This window comes from Citrobacter sp. Cpo037, from assembly GCF_030332945.1.
In the GTDB taxonomy this organism is placed as follows: domain Bacteria; phylum Pseudomonadota; class Gammaproteobacteria; order Enterobacterales; family Enterobacteriaceae; genus Citrobacter; species Citrobacter portucalensis.
In genome coordinates this window covers 1-19,516 of record NZ_JAOWGW010000067.1, presented here as the reverse complement: position 1 = coordinate 19,516, position 19,516 = coordinate 1, and the positions used below count along the sequence as shown (strand labels likewise).

Sequence of the window (19,516 nt, the reverse complement as noted above, 5' to 3'; positions counted from 1 at the left end):
GCGTATTGTGCGCTAATGCAGGGAGAAAACCAACTCCCAGGGCATATACCAAAGATTCGCCAGCACCATTAGCAACAGCGAACACCAGGTTGCGCTCATGCCCGAACGGCGCCAGCGGAATAGTCGGTGGTGGAATCCGTAATAATGCATCAGACGTCCGGCAATCAACATCAGCCCGCAAATATGCACCATCCACGTCTCTGCGCCGTTCATTTCCATAAATAACAGCAGCACTAATGCGACGGGAATATATTCCACTGCATTACCGTGAATGCGGATAGCGCTTTGCAGCTCGCTAAAACCTCCATCGCCATAGGCAACGCGGTATTGCATGCGCAGGCGAACGACGTCAAAGGAGAACTTTATTAACAATAACGCACCCAATACGGCATAAAGCGCGCTTACCATACAAACTCCCTTTTTAAATGGCTGCTGGCATTGACTATGATAGGTGGCATTTTCAGAAAAGAGAAGATTGCTGTGGAATAGAGGGGGCTGATCCGATCTCTGGCAGAGCACTGTGTAAATCTGCCCATAGCGTATCAACAAGCTCCGGGGCTTGCGCGATGTCCGGCGTATGCAAAAACAGATACGGCGTCGTGTTGCGTTGCCATAGCGGCAGCTTGGTCAGCCAGACGGCAAAAAGGGCGCTGTTTTGTGCCATATCATCGCTACCGATAAAGCGTACCATCGGATGGTTTGCCGTCACCACAACATGCACCGGAACCTTCGGTTTTTTGCGCTGAGCGTCACGTATTGCTTCAGTATGTGGGATTGCGGCATGCACCGGGCGGCTGTCCAGAATCACCCGGTTTACTCCACGCTCGTGTAAACCGCGATTAAATAGCTGTTCGGCTTCGCCTTTGGCAAAGAAGTCTGGATGGCGAACTTCCACACCGTAGGTAAAGGGGTTCGGGAGCGCATCGAGAAACTGCCACAGGGCAGGCAGGTCGCGTGGGCTAAAGGTCGCGGGTAATTGCAGCCAGTATTGTCCAATGCGCGATTCCAGCGGCGACATACGCGTAAAAAATTCCTGTACCAGGTCATCACAATTACGCAGCGCGGCCTGGTGCGAGATGGTCGCCGGAAACTTAAAACAAAATCGAAACGCATCGGTGGTCTGTGCCTGCCAGCGGGCAACAATATCGGCTTTAGGCAGCGCATACAGCGTGGTATTGCCCTCCACGCAGTTAACATGACGGGCGTTAGGGGTTAACTTACTGATTTTAATAATCCTCCCGTACTGCTCTCGTGGCTATGGGGCATCAATGGGGCAAAATCTGCCAGCTTCTGATTCAGCATTGCGATCTGCTCTGCGCTGCTGTCAGCCATCCATGCACCGTAAACATTGAACACCATCTGCGCGCTCGCATGCCCCATTTGACTGGCAATAAAACTCGGGTTTGCACCAGCAGATAATGACCAGCACGCATAGGTATGTCGTGACTGGTACGCCTTTCTGTGTCTGATCCCCGCGCGCTTTAGTGCCGCTTCCCAGGAGTCGCCTACTGAATCGACTCGGTAGATAAATCCGACCTGCTTACTGCGTCTGACCACATGCGGGTTAAAGACGAATGTACACTCATGGTTCACCGAACGTCCATACTCACGTAACTGAACTTCAATGTGATGTTGCCTGCCCAGTCTTGTCATTTCAGCCTGATTTTTCAGGATACTGATTGCGGGCTGGATAAGATGCACCACTCGATCTGTGCTTGCCTCTGTTTTCGGTAGAGTGAACTCACCAAGTTTCGTATAATTACGCCTGACGGTAATTGTTCCCGCCTTCAGGTCGATATCTTCCCAGGCCAGGGAGACCAGTTCCCCGTGACGCATTCCTGTGTACACTGCTAATGACCACAGGTTTTTCGTCTGCTGATGCCGGCATGCATCTATCAGGCGAATAAATTCATCACGAGAAAGAGGATCTGGTTCTGCCCTGGCTTTTTTCAGAGGCTTAATTCCCTCGAATGGGTTCACCTCTAAGTAACCGTGATCCGCAGCAAACTGAAACATTCCGGCCATTGTCGTCATGTAATAGTTCACGGTAACAACGCTTCGCCCTTTTGCCGGGACTTTGTTTTTCGTCGGATTCTGGTAACCAGTTAGCAAATCTTTCCTGAGATACAGCAATTCCTCTTTGGTTACTGCTGACACCAGGCGATTACCTCCGATCCTCGGCACCATATTCCTTGCGACAGACTCATAGCGATTGAATGCGTTCGCGCAGATTTCCATCCGTTTCAGATCCAGCCATTTTTCTTCAAGTTCTTTCACTGTAATGTCTTTTTTACTTACACCAAAAGCCTTGAGGTTAGGGGAGTCAGGAAACTGGGTTGCATAATCAAAGGTTCCTGTGCGGATGGCAAAACATACTGATGTCCGCAGTTCCCCGGCTATCTTCCTGTTCTTAGCGGTGTCAGGGACACCGAGACTTTCCCTGACACGCTTACATTTAAAATTAAACCAGATGCGTAAAGTGCCACCGTGGTTTTCGACGCCTGTTGGATATGTGACTTTATCCATTGGTGTTACCTCCAGACGCCCAAGAGCGATACGAGCTTACCTTTTTCATGGCATCAAATCACCCTGGCTGCTTGCATTTCATTGAAGCGACCCAGGCATCTACAGCCTTTCTGTTATACATGCACTCACTGGACGGTTTTGGATTCCCGTCAGGCGAGACGTGGATATATTCCCTCCCAACCATCCAGCACTCTTTTCTGGCACGGAGGATGGTTCCGGGTTTGACCCCGGTAACCGCGATCAGAACGCTTTCACAAACCCAATCGTTGGGAGCTAACTGGAAAATATTGCTCATAATTATTTCTCCATTTTCCCGGCTGCACCCGGGGAAAACTTTAGCTGTTGCTGGTGGTTGGGATTAGTTTCTGCCAAATCGCTGAAACATATTTCGCCTGGTGGCGGGCATCAGCCAGTGCGTTATGTGCAACCCCATCAAATGGCATATCACGCTTAGGATCGAAACCTACAACTCTGCCTAATGTGACGATGGTTCTGACGTCGTGATCATTCCAAAATTGCCTCGGGCAAACCTGGCCTGCGCGCTCATATGCGCCGCGCAATATAACGTTGTCGAAAGTAGCTCCATTGCCCCAAACTTTTAAATATTTTGGGTTATCAGAATGCCGATTAATGAAATGGCTCAGTTCAGATAGGGCAGATGATATCGGCATCGCATCATCAACACAGATTGCTGATCGTGCTTCTGAGCTTTGTCTTAACCACCACAGAATAGTGTCACCATCTGGCACCGCTCCCTGCTCCATAGCGCTTTCAAGGTTAACGGCGCTGTAAAACTCCTGACCCAGTTCACCGCTTTGCGGATCGAAAAACACGGCACCAATGGAGACGATAGGGGCATTCGGTTTTTTGCCCATGGATTCGAGGTCGATCATTAAATTGTTCACGTTATACATTCTCCTGCTGAGGTGCTGCTTCGCAATGCTCGACACCTTTAGCCCAAATGGCCTTGATGTTCGTCCAACTGACTGGCACTGTTATCTCAATTTGACCGCTGCCGTCGCATGTTTCGCATTCATCATCACCAAAACACTCTGGGCAGTTTATAAATTTCGTTTCTGAAAACTCACCGGACAGTACACCCTTTGCGCCGCTCTCGGCGGTTAGCTTCTTCGGAACCATCACGTAGCCTGGAGGTGCAAGATAGTGAACCTCGACCGAGCGATCAGGTTCAGATGCTAGGTCAAAGCCAATCACCGGAGAGTTGCCAGCCTGAAGCATGGCGGCGCGGCAGGCGTTCCATCCATCCGCGTATATTTTTGCGTCCTCCCAGTTTGTCTGCACGTCAGGGTATGTTGTTTCTACCGTAGCTGGTTCTGGCACTTCCGGCGCTGGCGGGGTGGTGTATAGCGGGCCCGGCGCAATATCGTGACGACGCAATCGGATATCGCAGGTTCTTTCCCCGTTCGGCGATGACCAGGCCACAACATCAGCCACAGGCTCAGCACCAAACGCCGCAATAACCCCAGCAATCACCTTCACAGCATCAGCCATTGCGTAGCCGAGATTACCGCCGTCGCTTTGTGCTGATGCTTTGCTGAGTATTTCGCTTATCTGGTGCAGGCGATCGAGTGATACAGGACCGTTCGCCGGGTGGTTGTTAGTTGTCATGAGTCAGTCCTTACCGATAACTGCGTTAATTTGATTGAGAACGATATCTGTCATCAGGCCTTTCCCGTTTACGGCGACATGGGCAAGAATTTCACTGCGTGCGGCTTTGAGTGTTCCGACGCTCACCATGACCATTCTCTGATTATCTTTGTTTGCAGACTTCAAGCGCTCTAAAGGAGATTTGTCAGTCATCTCACTCCCCCTTCACGCCAATGCCAGCGGCGGCCATCATATGCAGGTACTCGTCAGCATCCTGAACCCATTGACCGCCAACCCCGTAGTAGCGGTGCGTAATGATGTCGATGGTTACTAGCGGATCTTGTTCGATTAGGTTCCGCAGAAACTCTTCAAGGTCACCAGAGCAGTGCTTGATGACTGGAGTTTTCCCAGGGTGACGAACAACGAGAAACTGGTTTCCGTCCTCTCGAATTTCGTTGCTCTCCAGTTCTGCTATGCGCTTCTCTGCGGCGGAAAGTTTAGCCATGTGCTCACGAAGGCTGTCAGTTGCTGCCTCTAGCCTGTCCCAGTCAGGGTTGAAGTTTGCCAGCTGAGCTAACTGGTCTTTCAGGAAGCCGATACTCTTGTCTTTGGCTTCCAGCTCATCCAGCAGCGCCAGCACCGTGGCAGGGTTAGCTGCGGCGATGAATGCCGAATCAACTTTAAGGCAGTGTTGAGCCACTGCTTTTGCACCAACTTTTACTTCATATCCTCTCGCGCCTTTATGTGGCTTATACGATTCCCACTTACCCCATGAAGCTATGTTTGCGGCATTAACCGCTTCACGCAGCGCCTGTTTGTTGAGTGCTGTCATTGGGCTGCTCCCTGTCTTGCGCTATTCAATAGCTGATTAAACAACATGGTTAGGCTGTTACTGCATCCAAACGGCATATCGTTAACACGGTATGTTGGAATACCCTTACGAACACCAGACTTCACGATCCGGCCTGTACCATAGAGTTGCGATAATGCGCCAGCGACCGCGGGTGTCTTTTTATTCATGCCTTTGGCGATTTCACCGCTGGTGGTATTCGGATGAGCCTGGAGATATTCAAATACGGTCATGGCGTTTTACCTTTACGTTCCTGTTCCAGTTGCACCAGAGACTCTTTTAATGCTGCGAACGTAGCGTCCAGTCTGGTGGCGACTTCGCGCATAAGCGGTGCATGCTTTGGTGGCAGTTCAGCAACGGAGGCAAAAGCCTCCGCAACGAGTTCTTTTACCTTCATGCGGCGCATTGGCGCAGCTCCACCAGTTCGTTAAAGCGATTCATGAACAGGCCATAGGCTTGACCAGGACGGAGAGGGATAACCTGAACGAGATCAGAGCAGGGAATACCTTCGAGAATTTCCCACTTCGAACCGTCATCGATTTCCAGATCACGGCGCTCGGTAGCTAACATGGTTAGATCGGCATATTTCACGACAGCAGCTTGTTCAAGTGAGATACCGAATTTAAAGCGGATAAGACCATCAACATAAGTTTCCATGCGTTGGTAGTCAGGTAGCAGGGCTTTGAGCGGGGCAGGAATATCCTGGCAATATGCCTCCGCAGCGTCGTGCATCAGCGCTTCAAATGCGAACTCTGGCGGCACTATCTGGCTTACAAGCACAGAGTGCTGGGCCACGCTGTAGAACTCTGGCAGATGCCCAGCGAATCGACAGATGTTGGAAAGAGCCGTCGCGATATCCTCAACATCGATATCGTCGATTGTGGCGGTCAGGTAGTTAAATTTTTTACCGGATAATGTCTGAATGTAGCTCATGGTTTTCTCCATATTGGCACGCTGCACCGCGCAGATTTTGGTTGCACGAATCCCTCGCCGGGTGGCGATAATTAATGGAATTACGCTTCAATAAATCCCCGCGGCGCCGGGGATTTAATGCAGAGCAATTAGGCTTTAAAGTTACCGATGAAAGTTTCCACTGATTCACCTTCGAACTTGCTGATCAGCAAATCGCGGAATTCGTTGGCGATCTCTTCTTCCTGAGCTTCAAGTTGGACAATGCGCAGAACAAAGCAGGGTTCATCGCTGGTCAGCAGGCTGTTACGCAAGCTAAAGCGGCGTTCGCCCAGACCTTCATACGGCACACATTTGAACTCGAATGCCACAGGCATTACGCCTTTGCTGCTTGCTTCAACGCTTTGCATCAGCGATTTTTTACCAGCGAAATCACCAGTTTCATGGTCCTGCTGGGTTGCTTGCTGAATAGTGATACGACGCACAGCCTGAGCCGCCTGGGAAATCTGCATCGTATTGCCATCAGCATCAAACGCCAGAAGGTAATCGCTCCAGTCTTCCAGCCATTCGGCGATTTGCTTTTGCTTCAGACGTTGACCGTCGATCTGCAGTAGCGCACGGAACGGGGCGGTTTTCTTCAGGGTGATTGAAGCAACGTTATCGGCGTGACCGGGATTATCCAGGGTGCCGATGTTGAACACTGAACGGGCGGTCATGTTGTCAGCGTCAATGAAGCAACGAGCTGGCTCACTGTCGCTGGCATAGCCTTTAGAATAACGTGCGAAGTCGTCAATACTGGTTGTGGTCATTGCGCCACGAAAGCGGAAACGCTCCAGAGAAAAGCGCTCGAGGCTTTCAATGCCAGTACCCTCTGGCAGTAATGCGGTCGGGCAAGCCAGGCCATGAATATCATTCAGGTGATAACCTGAAAGAACCAGGTCTTTGACCTGCTTGAAGGTACCGCTGTCTAACTGAGACATAAAAATTCCTTATTAACTGATGATCAAAGTGGTATCAGTGAGTTTGTTGTTGCGGATCACTGAGCCGCTTTAAGCTTTCCATCCACCGCGCCAGTGATCCCGAACAGCTGACCCTGATCTTCCTGCAGGATGGTTAGCTTCCCGCCTTTGTTGACCCACATCGGGGTTTCGGTTGTGTCCTCTTCTGAGGCTTTACCACGCGGTGTTGGGGTGCTGTAGTTCAGCTTGTGCTTGATCTTGACGCGCTTCTCTTCAACGGAATTACCCATGCGCTCAAAATCAAATGTGAGGACTACTTTGCCTTTGTTGCCGTTGTTCAGAACGCCAAGCGCGGTGGTATTAAGTGCTGCCGCGATTTTGTTCATGAACACGCCGGCATCCAGTTCGCCAAGAAAATCAGGCACTACGGTCATGTGGTCATTACTCATGGTTTTACCCTCGTTAAGGCGGCTGCAACCGCCGAACTTTCTCCATACTCAACTGCAAGCGCACTTTGTCTGTTTCATACCTGTCACCCATAACTGATAAGTGAAGAAGTGCGCTTGCATGTTGTGCCTTGAAAAAGGCTGGCGGTAACCAGACAAAAGGGAAAACACTGGGCCGCCAGAATAGTGATACAAGGCATTTGTTATCTTCACCAAACGTACCAATGATTACGTTTGATGATTTAAATGTACCTTTAGTTACCTTCGTGGTCAAGCGAGTAATGTACTTTATGTTACCTTGGGGAATGTAAAAAAGCCGAGGCTATGCTCGGCTCTTAATTTTGAAGGGATTAAATGTTTTGAGTGATTTGTACAACTTTTCCGACAATGCGACAGTTACCATCAATTTGGATTGGCTTAAATAACGGATTCAGTGGCATTAGGTATGAGTAGGGGCTATCCCAAACTAATTTTTTAACCGTTGCTTCTGATGTCCCATCCAATATAGCAACGACTATTTTCCCATATAGATCATCAAGCTGCCCATAATGGGGCTCGACTATAACAATAGAACCTTCAGGTATAGATGGAAGTCCTTGCGGGTTAGTCATCGACTCACCGCGGACTACTAACCCAAACGCTTCATCCGATACATTTGCAGTTGTTTGAGTCCAGGAAATCACGTCTGTAAGTCTTGAGCAGGCATAGCTATCCGTCCATAAACCGGCTTGAACTGCCGATATGATCGGTACAGCTACAGGGGGTTTCAAAAAAGGCACGACGCGCGTGTCGTCAATGGCCTCATCACCGCTTCCATAGAGTATCCACTCTGGTGTTGTTGATAGAGCCTGAGCCAACTGGTGAAGGTTCTCACCATCAGGCTTTGTCGTGCCGTTTTCCCATTTTGTAACCGATACACGGCTTACACCAAGCTTTTTAGCCAGTGCTAATTGGGTTATATCCAGCTGGATTCGTCTGGATCTGATGCGGTCTTTCATCTCTGTTTTCATGTAACCAATGTTACACCCTTTGCTTGTAACTGTTGTTTGCTATTTAATGTACCTTTTGTTACCTTTAGTTCATTCATCACACCGGAGGAACTATGTATAAGTCCGAAGTCGTAAAGCATTTTGGCGGTATCTCTAAAACCGCTGTTGCTTTGAATATCTCACACCCTGCCGTATGTCGTTGGGGAAAGGTCATCCCTGAGAAGCAAGCCTTCGTAATAGAGAGAATTACTAATGGGAAACTTAAGTATGACGCATCCCTATATCACAAGGTTACAGGCGTATCTGCTAACCAGTAACCACAGGAAAAAGGAGTAAGCCGTGGGTAACGAACCTATTTGGAAAGTCGAACGTCAGCCAGCCTGGCTGGTGGCGGCGATAAAAAAAACGATCACCGATCTACCTGGTGGTTATGCCAAGGCGGCGGAATGGTTGGGCGTGACAGAGAACGCATTGTTTAACCGCCTTCGTGTTGACGGCGACCAGATCTTCCCACTGGGCTGGGCAATGGTTTTACAACGTGCTGGTGGTTCAACTCATATCGCTGATGCCGTTGCGCGCCATTCTCAGGGCGTATTTGTACCACTGGCAGATGTTGATGATCTGGATAACGCCGATATAAATCAGCGCCTGATGGAGTCCATCGAATGGATAGGCCGTCATTCGAATTTTGTACGTAAAGCCACGGCTGATGGGGTAATTGACGCAGATGAGCGTGCTCAGATTGAGGAAAACAGCTATCAGGTTATCGCGAAGTTCCAGGAGCACGTAACGCTTCTTTATCGAGTTTTTTGTGTCGCTGAAAAGAGTGACGCCCGCGAGTGTGCAGCTCCGGGCGCCTTGGCGAACAACTCTTCGAGTATGGAGAAATAATCCGCATGAGCAGTTTAACGGCTTTTGACCGTCTGCCGCAACTCAGGATGATCCCGGTTTCGGGTACTCCGTTGTTTCGGTATGAACGCAGATTATCAAACCGCTGGGTTCCGTGTAACCACAGTAGGGCGGTTTCAATTGTGGGGGTCTATAACCGGAGGGCAAAACGCCTGTGCGCGAACTTAACCGAAGGTTCAAAGACAACCGCGGAGTGCCAGTCCGTGTTATCCGCTGGGAGCCAGAAACACAGCGCGTTATCTATCTGCGTGATGGCTACCCGCACGAATGCTTCAGCCCACTTGAGCATTTCAGGCAAAAGTTCAGGGAGATAACGGACGATCATGAGCACTAAATTAACCGGCTACGTATGGGATGGTTGCGCGGCGTCGGGCATGAAGTTGTCTAGTGTCGCGATCATGGCTCGCCTTGCTGATTTCAGCAGCGATGAAGGTGTGTGCTGGCCGTCCATTGAAACTATTGCTCGCCAGCTTGGCGCAGGGCCGAGCACTATCAGAACGGCAATCGCTAAGCTTGAAAAAGATGGCTGGCTCACGCGTACACAGCGCCGTAATGGTAACCGTAATGCTTCGAACGTGTACCGCCTGAATGTGGCGAAACTTCAGGCTGCCGCATTTTCTCAACTGTCAGATTCCGACACGTCAAAATCTGACGCATCAAATTTTGACGCCTCAAAAACTGACCAGTCGAAATCTGGCAAAAAAGGCGGTTTTGACCCGTCAGAATCTGGCGGGGATCCGTCAGTAAAATCAAAACAAGATCCACAAGTAACTTCAAAACCCTCTTGTCCGGTTGCAGCGCAACCAGACCCTGAAGTCGTGATTACTGACCAGGCGATTTTGGTTTTGTCTCATTTGAACCAGATCAGCGGATCCCGGTATCAGAAATCAAAAACATCCCTGGAGAACATTCGTGCCCGACTGCGTGAGGGATACAGCGTTGCAGACCTGCAATTGGTTATCGACCTGAAGCATGAGCACTGGCACGAGAACGACGAGCAGTACCAGTACATGCGCCCGGAAACGCTGTTCGGCCCGAAGAAATTCGAGAGCTATCTGCAAAGCGCTACCCGCTGGGAGCAGAAGGGACGGCCTAAACGCGCTGACTGGGGTGCGAAAAAGCGCGATGTGATGGCTTTTGGTCCGGTTGATACAACGATTCCAGAGGGGTTCAGAGGATGACGTTAAACAAATATTGCCAGGCGCTAGTGGCACTACGTAGCCAACCAGCCCACGAATTGAAAGAAGTTGGCGATCAGTGGCGAACACCGGATCTGCTTTTTTGGGGGATCAACGCGCTATTTGGTCCATTAGTTCTGGACTTGTTTGCTGACGACGACAACGCGAAATGCCCGGCATGGTACACCGCCGAAGATAACGCGCTGACGCAGGACTGGTCTGAACGTCTGGCAGAACTGGGTGGCGCTGGCTATGGCAACCCACCGTATAGCCGTTCGCAGTACCACGAGAAACAGGCGGTCACTGGTATGACGCACATCATGAAGTACGCAGCAGCCCAGCGCGAGAAGGGCGGTCGCTATGTATTCCTGATAAAAGCCGCGCCTAGTGAAACGTGGTGGCCGGAAGATGCCGATCACATTGTATTCATTCGCGGGCGCATTGGGTTCGATCTGCCTGTGTGGTTTGTACCGGCTGACGAAAAACAGAAGCCCACCAGCGCGTTTTTTGCCGGTGCCATAGCTGTATTCGATAAGTCATGGCGTGGTGAGCGGTTCAGCTATATCAACCGTACAGAACTGGAGGCAAAAGGGCGGGCGTTTATGACTTTGGCGCAATTTGCTGCCAGCAAGTTTCAACCTGCAACTGCCACACCATCTGTAGCTGACAAGCCAGAAGCAGAGTTGCCACTTACCCAGAAAGATATTTTTGATATCAGCGGTGTCGAGGCGTGGGCATGCGTTAGAGCTGCGTTCGGCGATAAAGAAGAATACACATTTAGTGAATCGAAGTTTGGGCATACCTGGGCGGCGGATTCTGTCGAAGCACCGGAATTCACTCAGGTATCACCATTAACGATCGACAAAGCGAAGCTGCTTATTCGTGAGAGTATTTTGTTCGGTGTGGATGAGTGGCTGTTGTCGATTGAATTCGATGACGCTGCTGCGCGCCTGGATATGTCGGAACGTATTCGTACTGTTGCCCTTGAAGCATCTGGTGAATATGGCATGAACAGTACTGATTTCATTGCAGCTATGGGAAGCCTGGATGTTTCCAGGTGGTCCAATATTCGCCAGATCCGCATGCACATCCGTGAGAAAGCTAAACCAGTAGCCGATCCGCATCCCGAGTCCCATATCTGGCCGCTGGAGGTTGGAATTGTATTCGATCAGGTGGATGGCGCTGGCATGCTGGATGAATCACAGCAGAACAAGCTGAAAGCCAATATCAATCAACTCTGGCTGGAACGAACGGCCACCAGCGAAATCATTACTGCAGCTTCTGAACTTGTTCGCAATATGCGGGGAGAGGCCGCGTGAAACTGATCCTGCCTTTTCCTCCGAGCGTGAACACTTACTGGCGCGCCCCTAACAAGGGGCCGCTGGCCGGTCGTCACCTCATTAGCGCTGATGGCCGTAAATACCAAAGCGCTGCCTGCGTGGCGATCATTGAGCAATTACGACGTCTCCCGAAGCCATCGACTGAACTGGCAGCGGTAGAAATCACTCTGTACCCGCCGGATGCGCGCCGCCGGGATATCGATAATTACAACAAAGCCTTGTTTGACGCGCTGACGCATGCGGGTGTCTGGGAAGACGACAGCCAGATTAAGCGCATGCTGGTGGAATGGGGACCCGTAGTGCCGAAAGGTCGGGTAGAGATAACGATCAGCAGATATGGACCGGCGGGTGCAGCCGCCTGATATGGAGAAAAGTATGAGCCAGTTAATCGTGAATGGTGTAGTAACAATGTCCAGCCGTGATATTGCGGATCTGGTTCAGAGTAAACACAGTGACGTGAAACGCTCAGCTGAGCGTCTTGTTGCTGCGGGAATTTTAACCGCGCCGTTGGCGCAGTTCGATTTTGAGCATAACGGTAATGTGTACCAGGAGTATCGTTTTAACAAACGCGACTCTCTGGTGATTGTTGCCAGATTATCACCTGAATTTACCGCCGCGGTCGTCGATCGCTGGCAGGAACTGGAAGAAGGGCAGAGTGTCAATGTCCCCCGCTCATTGCCGGAAGCGCTTCGTCTGGCTGCTGATTTAGCCGAGCAGAAAGAGCAACTCACGTTCCAGCTGGCAGCCGCGGCGCCAAAAGTGGAGTTTGTTGATCGTTATTGCTCTGCAAAAGGCTCCATGTCATTCCGGCAGGTAGCCAAATTGCTTAACGCAAAAGAAACTGAGTTTCGTCTGTTCCTTATTGAACGCAATATCCTGTATCGCCTCGGCGGCACACTTACCCCCATGGCGCAGCACATTTCCGCGGGAAGATTTGAAGTTAAGACGGGAACATCGAGCTCATCCAATCACGCATTCAGCCAGACGCGTTTCACTGCCAAGGGAGTACGCTGGATTGGTGGTTTGTGGGCTGAACATATTGCAGGGGGGCAGGCGGCGTGAGGGCTTTGTTAACTCCTGAAGTCGCCCATCGCATGGGGATTGTGTTGTTTCGTCCCGGCGCGGAACTGATGCACCTCTTTATGCGCGGTCGCGTTCTGCTTGAGCCTGAACCAGAAGAAATGGCGTCATTCAGTACAGGAGCTGTTCCCGCCGCCATTCAGCCGCTGGCTGATGATCCGGTAATGCGGCAGGTCTTCGAGAATGATCGGGTTATTCAGCGTGCCGGTGGGCTTACTTCCCTTGAGCAATGGTTGAGTACCCGGTTTGAATGCCAGTGGCCACATTCATCGTGGCACGATAAGAACTTCACAATAATGCGGCACCCACCAGGAAGTATTCACCTGTGCTGGCATTGCGATCACACTTTGTCGGGGCAACATACCGAACAGCTTGCAGGTATAGCGGCAGGAAACCTGGTATCCTGGATTCTGGAAGTCATTCGGCGTGATTCTGGTTTTCCCGAGTCGCATATCCTGACGCTTCCGGAACTGTGCTGGTGGATGGTCAGAAACGACCTGGCTGATGTTATTCCGGAAAGCGTTGCGCACAAGGGGCTACGCCTTCCGGATGAGAAGATCCGCTCGGTCATGAGGGAAAGCGATATTGTACCTTCCGTTTCTGCAACCAGCCTCGTGCAGGAGAAGGCGAAGAAGATCATCACGCTCTCTGTTGATCCGGAGTCTCCGGAATCTTTCATGCTCAGGCCAAAGCGACGCCGCTGGATAAATGAGACTTACACCCGCTGGGTAAAAACACAACCCTGTGAGTGTTGCCGACGGCCAGCAGATGATCCGCACCATATCGTAGGGCACGGTATGGGTGGTACAGCAACAAAAGCCCATGACCTCTTCGTGATCCCTCTGTGCAGAGAGTGCCACGACGAGTTACACGCCGATGTACCGGCATTCGAGCAGAAGCATGGTACGCAGCTTGAGCTGCTACTGCGTTTTATGGATCGGGCGCTGGCGATCGGTGTAATTGCGAAAGCTTAAGTGTATGGAGAAAAGTGATGCGTGATATTCAAATGTTACTTGAAAGATGGGGCGGGTGGGCTGCCAGTGATAGTTCTGGCGTGGACTATTCTCCTATAGCTGCAGGATTTAAGGGGCTGTTGCCGCAAACAGGTAGATCCCGACCGTCATGTACTGACGATGATGCGCTGATCATCGAAGGTTGCCTGGCGCGATTGAAAAGCCGGAAACCATATGAGCATTCACTGCTTGTAGCTCACTATCTGTATGGAATATCCAAGAGGAAGATCGCAAAAGTGCGTAAAAAAGATGAGAAATTGATACGGATCGAGATACAGATGGCTGAGGGGTTTATTGATGGCTGCCTTTCAATGTTGGATGTAAGGCTTGATATGGATGAATAACTAATTGTTAACATTATGCCCCGTGTAGGGGCCTAATGTTACAAGTGAGGGAAAATTCTACGCAGCACTAACCAACACCTACCAAATGTGCAAAGTGAAAGGAGCAGCGAAGACAATCCTAACAGGAGAAATAAAAAATCAATTGGTTGAGCAAAGACCTTAACATCCTCTGGTAAGAACATAGCGATCAGTGGAAACAAGCAGGCCAAAATCAGCGTCAACCCTGTTGATAGCAAGCGATTTATCAATGTTGGTAATATATTATTCCTTTTGAGGGCGTTAATGGCCCCATCTTTGTCACTATCTGCGCTACTGAATATAGATATAGCGGCGAGAACAAACCCAAAAAGAATTCCTGAAATTGTCGAAAGCACACCTGCTGTAGTTAACACATCAGCATGTTTCATAGGCTTAAACAGTTTTGTCGCTGCATAAGTAATCAGAACTAAGAGGACCACTTTCCAAAAAAGAGTTAGAAATTCTCTCATTTTGTCCTCCCTTTTGCGTTACTGGTTTTTTTTTGCAAGCTCATACTGTGCAAGGTAATTTGCATTATCAATTTTAGCAGATATCATCGCCGTCCTGATATCAGAATCAGAAGGATAGCCGCTTTTTACTACTATAGTTTTCGAGCCTATGAGCACTTGATCAAGTAGGCTTTTTGGCGCTGTATCTGATGGTTCTGTTACATCAATTTTCTTGATGTTTAGCCCGCCAGAGCCTTTGGGGAATAGTTCAAGCAGTTCTTTAATAGCATCAGTAACTGATGATTTAAGATAGTTGAAGCCTGCTCTTTTGGGACGAATGCGACCGCGCATGTTAAGTCTCAGGTGTGAACCGCCCATACCAACCACCATATCAATGATGTCATTAGTAAGGTCATTCTTAATCTGATAATTAGCTTTATTGAAATTTCTTGGCGCTGCGACAGTGAGGTCAAAACTGCGAAGGATGTTCCCATCTTCAAGAAGTTCCTTCATGCTCTCGTGCTTCCAGATAGCCTCGAATGTAACATTTTTCATTTGTGTCTTGTTGTACAAAATGAAAGATAAATCATTCACTTTGGGGCCTAAATGGTTGAGAGTCATTGCTAGTAAATCTGTTTCAAAGTAGTAAATAAAATATGTCCGTTCTACTACTGAATCTTTATCGCTAAGCGGTATCGTTCGCTCGCTTCCTGTGGTGCCATCCTCGATAAAAGGTAAGAGACAATCACGCCTCCACGAGACATACCCAAAATAACTCTGCTGCTTATCATCCTTTTCAAGAATGACAAGTTTTAAACCGCGGTTTTGGGTTTCTGCTGTCACCACTAAAGGGAATGTAATCGGAGTCGTGTTTGTCATTTGCTCGAATGCAAGTTTCGCTGTAGACAGACCGTCTTTTTTACTTCCATTTCCAGTGAAAAAGCCAACTCTTACGCGACGAGTTTTCTTCTTATCTTCTGTAGTCATTATCAATCCGATGAGAATTTCTGATAAACGGACGAAAAATACTATAAATAATTGAGAAGATCATTAGCGCGGTCCGCAAAAAGTGATGTAACGTGTTAAGAGTGGTTACTTGGTCACATTGCTTAATCATCAAATTCAGCTTCTGAGTTTTGTTTTAACGATGCTTGATTGTGCGACTTATCTCTCTGAAACTTATCTTCTTTTCCTTGACTATGAATTTTCTATCTAAGGAGGTTCTATGTTGGGAGTGTGTTCTTGTGGTGGTAGGCTTGATGAGTCGCAGTATTCCACCGATAGCCTAGGTAATACGTTCAAATCTTGTCCAAGATGTTCGCAGATTTCCGGGCATCACGTTTTCTATCTTATTGAGGAGTTTGGCGAGAGGGATATGGGGGATGGCAGAGTTATAGTGCAACCATATTGCCCATCGTGCAGAAACTACCAAGAAAGATCATTAGTTCCTGCGTTTGAGTGCAGTGGTTCATGATCACAACATTCAATATAAGACCACCTTCGGGTGGTTTTTTTATGACAAATCAGACATGCGCGGCGCGTAAAGGCGCTGGTGGTCGCAGAATGGAATTCTTCTCTTGCTGGTGAAGCCAACCAGAGTTATCTGTATGTCACTCTAATTGTTTAAGGGTAAAAGGCATGCTAAATCAGCAAGATATGACAGAAACCGCGAAGGCTGTTTTCAATGAGTTAAGCGATAAACCAGCAACGGTTGGGGAGATTGCACAGAATACCCACCTCAGCCGCGAACGTTGCCAACTCATACTTACGCAATTGGTGATGGCGGGATTATCTGACTACCAGTTCGGATGTTATAAGCGTTTCCAGTGATATGTTTTTTTGCACTATGTGAACTGCATCAACAGTTTAGTTTTTTCTTATTTCTGGCTTAAAAATAGTTTTTGACATAACTCTTTAGCTATTAAGATTTTTTACCTTATCAACTTGATAGAGGTGAAAAATGAGTGTTGAAAATTATGAAATTGCTTTAAATGATGTTGACCCAACTAACCTGGGTGCGGTTAAAGACTTATTGGAGACACACTCCCATCTTTTCAATGACTATTTTCTAGCCGGTTATGGCGGTGATGCCCGATACTCCGTTATTGATGGCTCATTTGAAGTTATCGGTATTGGAGATGGTTTTTTTGAGTATGAGGTTGGGATTGATTTTTTTGCTGGTTGCTCAGATATGAACGATACCCACGAAGACTCTGGGATACTTGAATATGAAGTTAGAGATGGAAGTATTCACATTGAAGTGGATGAAGCTGTCTGGAGAGTAGACAATTAATTCCCGCTTACTGATCCTAATCGCGCCGCTATAAATGGTTTGGCGGCTTTCTGCTGTGGAAATGGGCGGCTGGTGGGTGTTAGCGCACCCAGTCAGCCATCAGCTCATGCTTTCAGGTCACAAGCTAACCAAGGCCCACTGCTTTAGCGCAAAAGCAACGTGAGCCTATCAGAGTTACGCTTACTGATCTATGAAAAATACTGTAAAAATAAACAGGGTTGAGTTAATCAACGCTGATAGCCTGCATTACGTCGCCACCCTCCCGGATAACTCTATTGATCTGATTGTTACGGATCCTCCGTACTTCAAAGTGAAGCCTAACGGCTGGGACAACCAATGGAAGGGGGACGAGGACTACTTACGCTGGCTTGATAGCTGCCTGGCTGAGTATGCTCGCGTTCTTAAACCTGCTGGCAGCATCTACCTGTTTTGCGGTCACCGACTGGCCTCAGACATAGAGATTATGATGCGTACCCGGTTCAAAGTTTTGAATCACATCATTTGGGCAAAACCATCGGGCCGCTGGAATGGATGTAACAAAGAAAGCCTGCGTGCGTACTTTCCATCTACGGAACGGATTTTGTTTGCTGAGCACTATCTTGGGCCGTACACAGGTAAAGAGGATGTTTACGAAAGGAAAAGCACAGAGCTAAAGCAGCACATTATGACGCCGCTGATTGATTACTTCCGTAATGCCCGTGAATCACTGGGAGTCAGCGCGAAAGAAATAGCTGAGGCAACCGGAAAGAAAAACATGACGTCACACTGGTTTGGTGCAAGCCAATGGCAACTACCAAATGAAGTGGACTATAGAATATTGCAGGAACTGTTCACACGGATCGCTATCGATAAGCACATTCAGCAGAAGCTTGAACATCCTCACCACCAGCTGGTAGCCACCTATCAGTCATTAAACCGCAAGTATTCAGAATTGCTGGAGGAATACAAAACCCTCCGGCGCTGCTTCTCTGTTTCCGCTTTTGTTCCGTATACCGACGTATGGACGCATAAGCCTGTTCAGTTTTATCCAGGCAAACATCCATGCGAAAAACCTGCCGACATGCTGAAGCAGATCATTAGCGCCAGCAGCAGACCGGGGGATATCGTTGCCGATTTCTTTATGGGCTCTGGTTCAACTGTGAAAGCTGCAATAGAACTTGGTCGTCGGGCGATCGGCGTAGAACTGGAAACCGACAGGTTTATTCAGACCACCGAAGAGGTGGAAAAACTCAACAAAACATAACGATCATCACGCTCCCTGTTGCTGTGGTGATCACCATTTTCAGGCACCGGGAATCATCCTTACTTTTAGTTGAACAAAAGAGCCCGGTTGCCTGATCCCCTCCAATCACACACAGCGCCATCCGAAAAATCGGAGGTGAGGCTATGACCAGAATGAGCACCATTTACAGCAGACTTTCATATGGATCAGGAACCACGCTTGCCGGCTGCGGTGTATCAGCGAAGGCATATGCCGAAACAGCTAAAACAGCAAAAGAGGTGTCCTGGATGTTGGCCGACAGAATTGCAGGGTTAAGCCTGAGCGACTGGGCAATTATTGTCGGTATCGCATGCACCGTTATCACCTGTGCAGTGAACTGGTATTTCCGCTGGAAAGAACGGGAGGATCGGCGCAATGGCTATGCCACCAAAGCTGAAGAATAAACTGAGTGCAGCGGTCGTTGGTTTAATTCTTGCGGGGGCTTCCGCGCCCGTGATTCTCGATCAGTTTCTGGATGAGAAAGAAGGCAACAGTCTGACCGCATACAAGGATGGCTCCGGCATCTGGACTATTTGCCGTGGCGCCACGATGGTTGATGGTAAGCCAGTAGTTCAGGGCATGAAGCTGTCTGCTGAGAAATGCGATCAGGTAAACGCCATTGAGCGTGATAAGGCACTGGCGTGGGTTGACCGAAATATCAAAGTACCACTGACCGAACCACAGAAAGCCGGGATCGCGTCTTTCTGCCCATATAACATCGGTCCCGGAAAATGTTTCCCATCTACGTTCTATAAGCGAATAAATGCTGGCGACCGTGAAGGTGCCTGTGAAGCGATCCGCTGGTGGATAAAAGACGGTGGTCGCGATTGTCGTCTGACCAAAGGGCAGAAGAACGGTTGCTATGGTCAGGTTGAACGGCGAGACCAGGAAAGCGCGTTGACGTGCTGGGGGATAGACCAGTGAGCCTGCGCTATCAGTTCATTGTTATTTTGTTGCTGGTGGCCGTTGCATTCTTCGCGGGTAGTGTATGGAGCAGCCGCGGTTGGGAAAAGAAGTGGGCCGAGCGTGACAGCGTAGAATCATCGCAAACAGCGAACGCACAGACCGCCGCTCGCATGATTGAACAAGGGCGTATTATTGCCCGTGATGAGGCTGTAAAAGATGCACAAGCACAAGCCGCTAAATCCGCTGCCACTGCTGCTGGCCTGTCTGCCACTGTTAACCAGCTGCGTACCGAAGCAACAAAGCTTGCCACTCGCCTGGACGCCGCAAAGCACACCGCAGATCTTGCCACTGCCGTCAGAAGCAAAACAGCCGGAGCCGACGCCGCAGTGCTCGCCGACATGCTCGGACGCCTTGCAGAAGAAGCTCGATATTATGCTG

The 19,516-nt window shown here is 49.3% G+C and carries 30 protein-coding genes and 1 pseudogene; 15 read left to right on the top strand and 16 right to left on the bottom strand.

Features of this window, described 5'->3' with window-relative positions; all coding sequences use genetic code 11:
- Positions 1-12 precede the first annotated feature (12 nt).
- From OGX94_RS15385 to OGX94_RS15320, 14 genes are all read right to left on the bottom strand, one after another.
- Entirely contained in the window at positions 13-408 is a 396-nt protein-coding gene (locus tag OGX94_RS15385) for an MAPEG family protein (protein ID WP_003833847.1), read from the bottom strand.
- Between the two features lie 52 nt (positions 409-460).
- A complete protein-coding gene (locus OGX94_RS15380; protein WP_185879268.1) occupies positions 461-1,234 on the bottom strand; it encodes a DUF72 domain-containing protein in 774 nt (257 codons plus the stop codon).
- Complete coding sequence (locus tag OGX94_RS15375; RefSeq protein WP_286569555.1) at positions 1,213-2,526, bottom strand: tyrosine-type recombinase/integrase; 1,314 nt, start codon at positions 2,524-2,526, stop codon at positions 1,213-1,215. Before OGX94_RS15375 ends, OGX94_RS15380 begins: the two co-directional genes overlap by 22 nt.
- Before the next feature lie 58 nt (positions 2,527-2,584).
- The gene (locus OGX94_RS15370; protein ID WP_286569553.1) at positions 2,585-2,821 is read right to left on the bottom strand and encodes an excisionase family protein; all 237 of its coding nucleotides are present in this window, start codon (positions 2,819-2,821) and stop codon (positions 2,585-2,587) included.
- Between the two features lie 40 nt (positions 2,822-2,861).
- On the bottom strand, positions 2,862-3,431 hold the full coding sequence (locus OGX94_RS15365; RefSeq protein ID WP_286569552.1) for a 3'-5' exonuclease: 570 nt from the start codon (positions 3,429-3,431) through the stop codon (positions 2,862-2,864).
- Between the two features lies 1 nt (position 3,432).
- The gene (locus tag OGX94_RS15360; RefSeq protein ID WP_286569549.1) at positions 3,433-4,155 is read right to left on the bottom strand and encodes a hypothetical protein; all 723 of its coding nucleotides are present in this window, start codon (positions 4,153-4,155) and stop codon (positions 3,433-3,435) included.
- Positions 4,156-4,158: 3 nt separating this feature from the next.
- Complete coding sequence (locus tag OGX94_RS15355; RefSeq protein ID WP_286569547.1) at positions 4,159-4,347, bottom strand: hypothetical protein; 189 nt, start codon at positions 4,345-4,347, stop codon at positions 4,159-4,161.
- Position 4,348: 1 nt separating this feature from the next.
- The gene (locus tag OGX94_RS15350) at positions 4,349-4,966 is read right to left on the bottom strand and encodes an ead/Ea22-like family protein (protein WP_227409201.1); all 618 of its coding nucleotides are present in this window, start codon (positions 4,964-4,966) and stop codon (positions 4,349-4,351) included.
- Positions 4,963-5,217: a hypothetical protein gene (locus tag OGX94_RS15345; RefSeq protein ID WP_275262751.1), complete on the bottom strand. Its 255-nt coding sequence runs from the start codon at positions 5,215-5,217 to the stop codon at positions 4,963-4,965. Before OGX94_RS15345 ends, OGX94_RS15350 begins: the two co-directional genes overlap by 4 nt.
- Positions 5,214-5,390 (bottom strand): hypothetical protein, encoded by a 177-nt coding sequence (locus tag OGX94_RS15340; RefSeq protein ID WP_001253786.1) that lies wholly within the window; start codon positions 5,388-5,390, stop codon positions 5,214-5,216. The genes OGX94_RS15345 and OGX94_RS15340 overlap by 4 nt, the downstream gene beginning before the upstream one ends.
- Positions 5,378-5,917 carry a hypothetical protein gene (locus OGX94_RS15335; RefSeq protein ID WP_071696451.1) on the bottom strand — a complete coding sequence of 180 codons (540 nt, stop codon included), beginning with the start codon at positions 5,915-5,917 and terminating at the stop codon, positions 5,378-5,380. The genes OGX94_RS15340 and OGX94_RS15335 overlap by 13 nt, the downstream gene beginning before the upstream one ends.
- 128 nt (positions 5,918-6,045) lie before the next feature.
- Positions 6,046-6,873 (bottom strand): YfdQ family protein, encoded by an 828-nt coding sequence (locus OGX94_RS15330; protein ID WP_286569544.1) that lies wholly within the window; start codon positions 6,871-6,873, stop codon positions 6,046-6,048.
- A gap of 56 nt (positions 6,874-6,929) precedes the next feature.
- Positions 6,930-7,301, bottom strand: coding sequence for a YfdP family phage-associated protein (locus OGX94_RS15325; RefSeq protein ID WP_286569542.1), 372 nt, complete (start codon positions 7,299-7,301; stop codon positions 6,930-6,932).
- Between the two features lie 347 nt (positions 7,302-7,648).
- A complete protein-coding gene (locus tag OGX94_RS15320; RefSeq protein ID WP_000845984.1) occupies positions 7,649-8,308 on the bottom strand; it encodes a LexA family protein in 660 nt (219 codons plus the stop codon).
- Positions 8,309-8,400: 92 nt separating this feature from the next.
- Here OGX94_RS15320 and OGX94_RS15315 point away from each other — a divergent pair, with 92 nt between their 5' ends.
- The 9 genes from OGX94_RS15315 (at position 8,401) to OGX94_RS15275 (ending at position 14,151) form a co-directional block, all read left to right on the top strand.
- Positions 8,401-8,604, top strand: coding sequence for a Cro/CI family transcriptional regulator (locus OGX94_RS15315; RefSeq protein ID WP_000278289.1), 204 nt, complete (start codon positions 8,401-8,403; stop codon positions 8,602-8,604).
- Between the two features lie 22 nt (positions 8,605-8,626).
- Positions 8,627-9,178: a YmfL family putative regulatory protein gene (locus tag OGX94_RS15310; RefSeq protein ID WP_286569540.1), complete on the top strand. Its 552-nt coding sequence runs from the start codon at positions 8,627-8,629 to the stop codon at positions 9,176-9,178.
- 172 nt (positions 9,179-9,350) lie between these two features.
- Positions 9,351-9,530, top strand: coding sequence for a DUF4222 domain-containing protein (locus OGX94_RS15305; protein ID WP_072144012.1), 180 nt, complete (start codon positions 9,351-9,353; stop codon positions 9,528-9,530).
- Positions 9,520-10,377 carry a conserved phage C-terminal domain-containing protein gene (locus OGX94_RS15300; protein ID WP_286569537.1) on the top strand — a complete coding sequence of 286 codons (858 nt, stop codon included), beginning with the start codon at positions 9,520-9,522 and terminating at the stop codon, positions 10,375-10,377. The genes OGX94_RS15305 and OGX94_RS15300 overlap by 11 nt, the downstream gene beginning before the upstream one ends.
- On the top strand, positions 10,374-11,693 hold the full coding sequence (locus tag OGX94_RS15295; protein ID WP_286569535.1) for a phage N-6-adenine-methyltransferase: 1,320 nt from the start codon (positions 10,374-10,376) through the stop codon (positions 11,691-11,693). Before OGX94_RS15300 ends, OGX94_RS15295 begins: the two co-directional genes overlap by 4 nt.
- Positions 11,690-12,076 carry a RusA family crossover junction endodeoxyribonuclease gene (locus tag OGX94_RS15290; RefSeq protein ID WP_286569533.1) on the top strand — a complete coding sequence of 129 codons (387 nt, stop codon included), beginning with the start codon at positions 11,690-11,692 and terminating at the stop codon, positions 12,074-12,076. Before OGX94_RS15295 ends, OGX94_RS15290 begins: the two co-directional genes overlap by 4 nt.
- 13 nt (positions 12,077-12,089) lie before the next feature.
- Entirely contained in the window at positions 12,090-12,776 is a 687-nt protein-coding gene (locus OGX94_RS15285) for a phage antirepressor KilAC domain-containing protein (protein WP_286569532.1), read from the top strand.
- Positions 12,773-13,768 carry a DUF968 domain-containing protein gene (locus tag OGX94_RS15280; RefSeq protein ID WP_286569530.1) on the top strand — a complete coding sequence of 332 codons (996 nt, stop codon included), beginning with the start codon at positions 12,773-12,775 and terminating at the stop codon, positions 13,766-13,768. The genes OGX94_RS15285 and OGX94_RS15280 overlap by 4 nt, the downstream gene beginning before the upstream one ends.
- Before the next feature lie 14 nt (positions 13,769-13,782).
- On the top strand, positions 13,783-14,151 hold the full coding sequence (locus tag OGX94_RS15275; protein ID WP_198579279.1) for an antiterminator Q family protein: 369 nt from the start codon (positions 13,783-13,785) through the stop codon (positions 14,149-14,151).
- 38 nt (positions 14,152-14,189) lie between these two features.
- Here the strand turns inward: OGX94_RS15275 and OGX94_RS15270 are convergent, their stop codons facing one another.
- Both OGX94_RS15270 and OGX94_RS15265 read right to left on the bottom strand, forming a co-directional pair.
- On the bottom strand, positions 14,190-14,639 hold the full coding sequence (locus tag OGX94_RS15270) for a hypothetical protein (RefSeq protein WP_125112476.1): 450 nt from the start codon (positions 14,637-14,639) through the stop codon (positions 14,190-14,192).
- A gap of 18 nt (positions 14,640-14,657) precedes the next feature.
- On the bottom strand, positions 14,658-15,605 hold the full coding sequence (locus OGX94_RS15265) for a hypothetical protein (protein ID WP_125112475.1): 948 nt from the start codon (positions 15,603-15,605) through the stop codon (positions 14,658-14,660).
- Between the two features lie 609 nt (positions 15,606-16,214).
- Between OGX94_RS15265 and OGX94_RS15260 the strand changes: the two are divergent.
- From OGX94_RS15260 to OGX94_RS24990, 6 genes and pseudogenes are all read left to right on the top strand, one after another.
- Positions 16,215-16,448, top strand: a pseudogene (locus OGX94_RS15260) (hypothetical protein); the annotation flags it as partial.
- Positions 16,449-16,578: 130 nt separating this feature from the next.
- Positions 16,579-16,911 (top strand): hypothetical protein, encoded by a 333-nt coding sequence (locus tag OGX94_RS15255; protein ID WP_213760566.1) that lies wholly within the window; start codon positions 16,579-16,581, stop codon positions 16,909-16,911.
- A 190-nt stretch (positions 16,912-17,101) separates the two neighbouring features.
- Positions 17,102-18,154, top strand: coding sequence for a DNA-methyltransferase (locus tag OGX94_RS15250; RefSeq protein WP_286569523.1), 1,053 nt, complete (start codon positions 17,102-17,104; stop codon positions 18,152-18,154).
- 143 nt (positions 18,155-18,297) lie between these two features.
- Positions 18,298-18,576 (top strand): phage holin, encoded by a 279-nt coding sequence (locus tag OGX94_RS15245; RefSeq protein WP_016150433.1) that lies wholly within the window; start codon positions 18,298-18,300, stop codon positions 18,574-18,576.
- On the top strand, positions 18,548-19,096 hold the full coding sequence (locus tag OGX94_RS15240) for a lysozyme (RefSeq protein WP_115601849.1): 549 nt from the start codon (positions 18,548-18,550) through the stop codon (positions 19,094-19,096). Before OGX94_RS15245 ends, OGX94_RS15240 begins: the two co-directional genes overlap by 29 nt.
- A 198-nt stretch (positions 19,097-19,294) precedes the next feature.
- Positions 19,295-19,516, top strand: a 222-nt coding sequence (locus tag OGX94_RS24990; RefSeq protein WP_502873445.1) for a hypothetical protein, incomplete at its 3' end; no start/stop codon positions are given.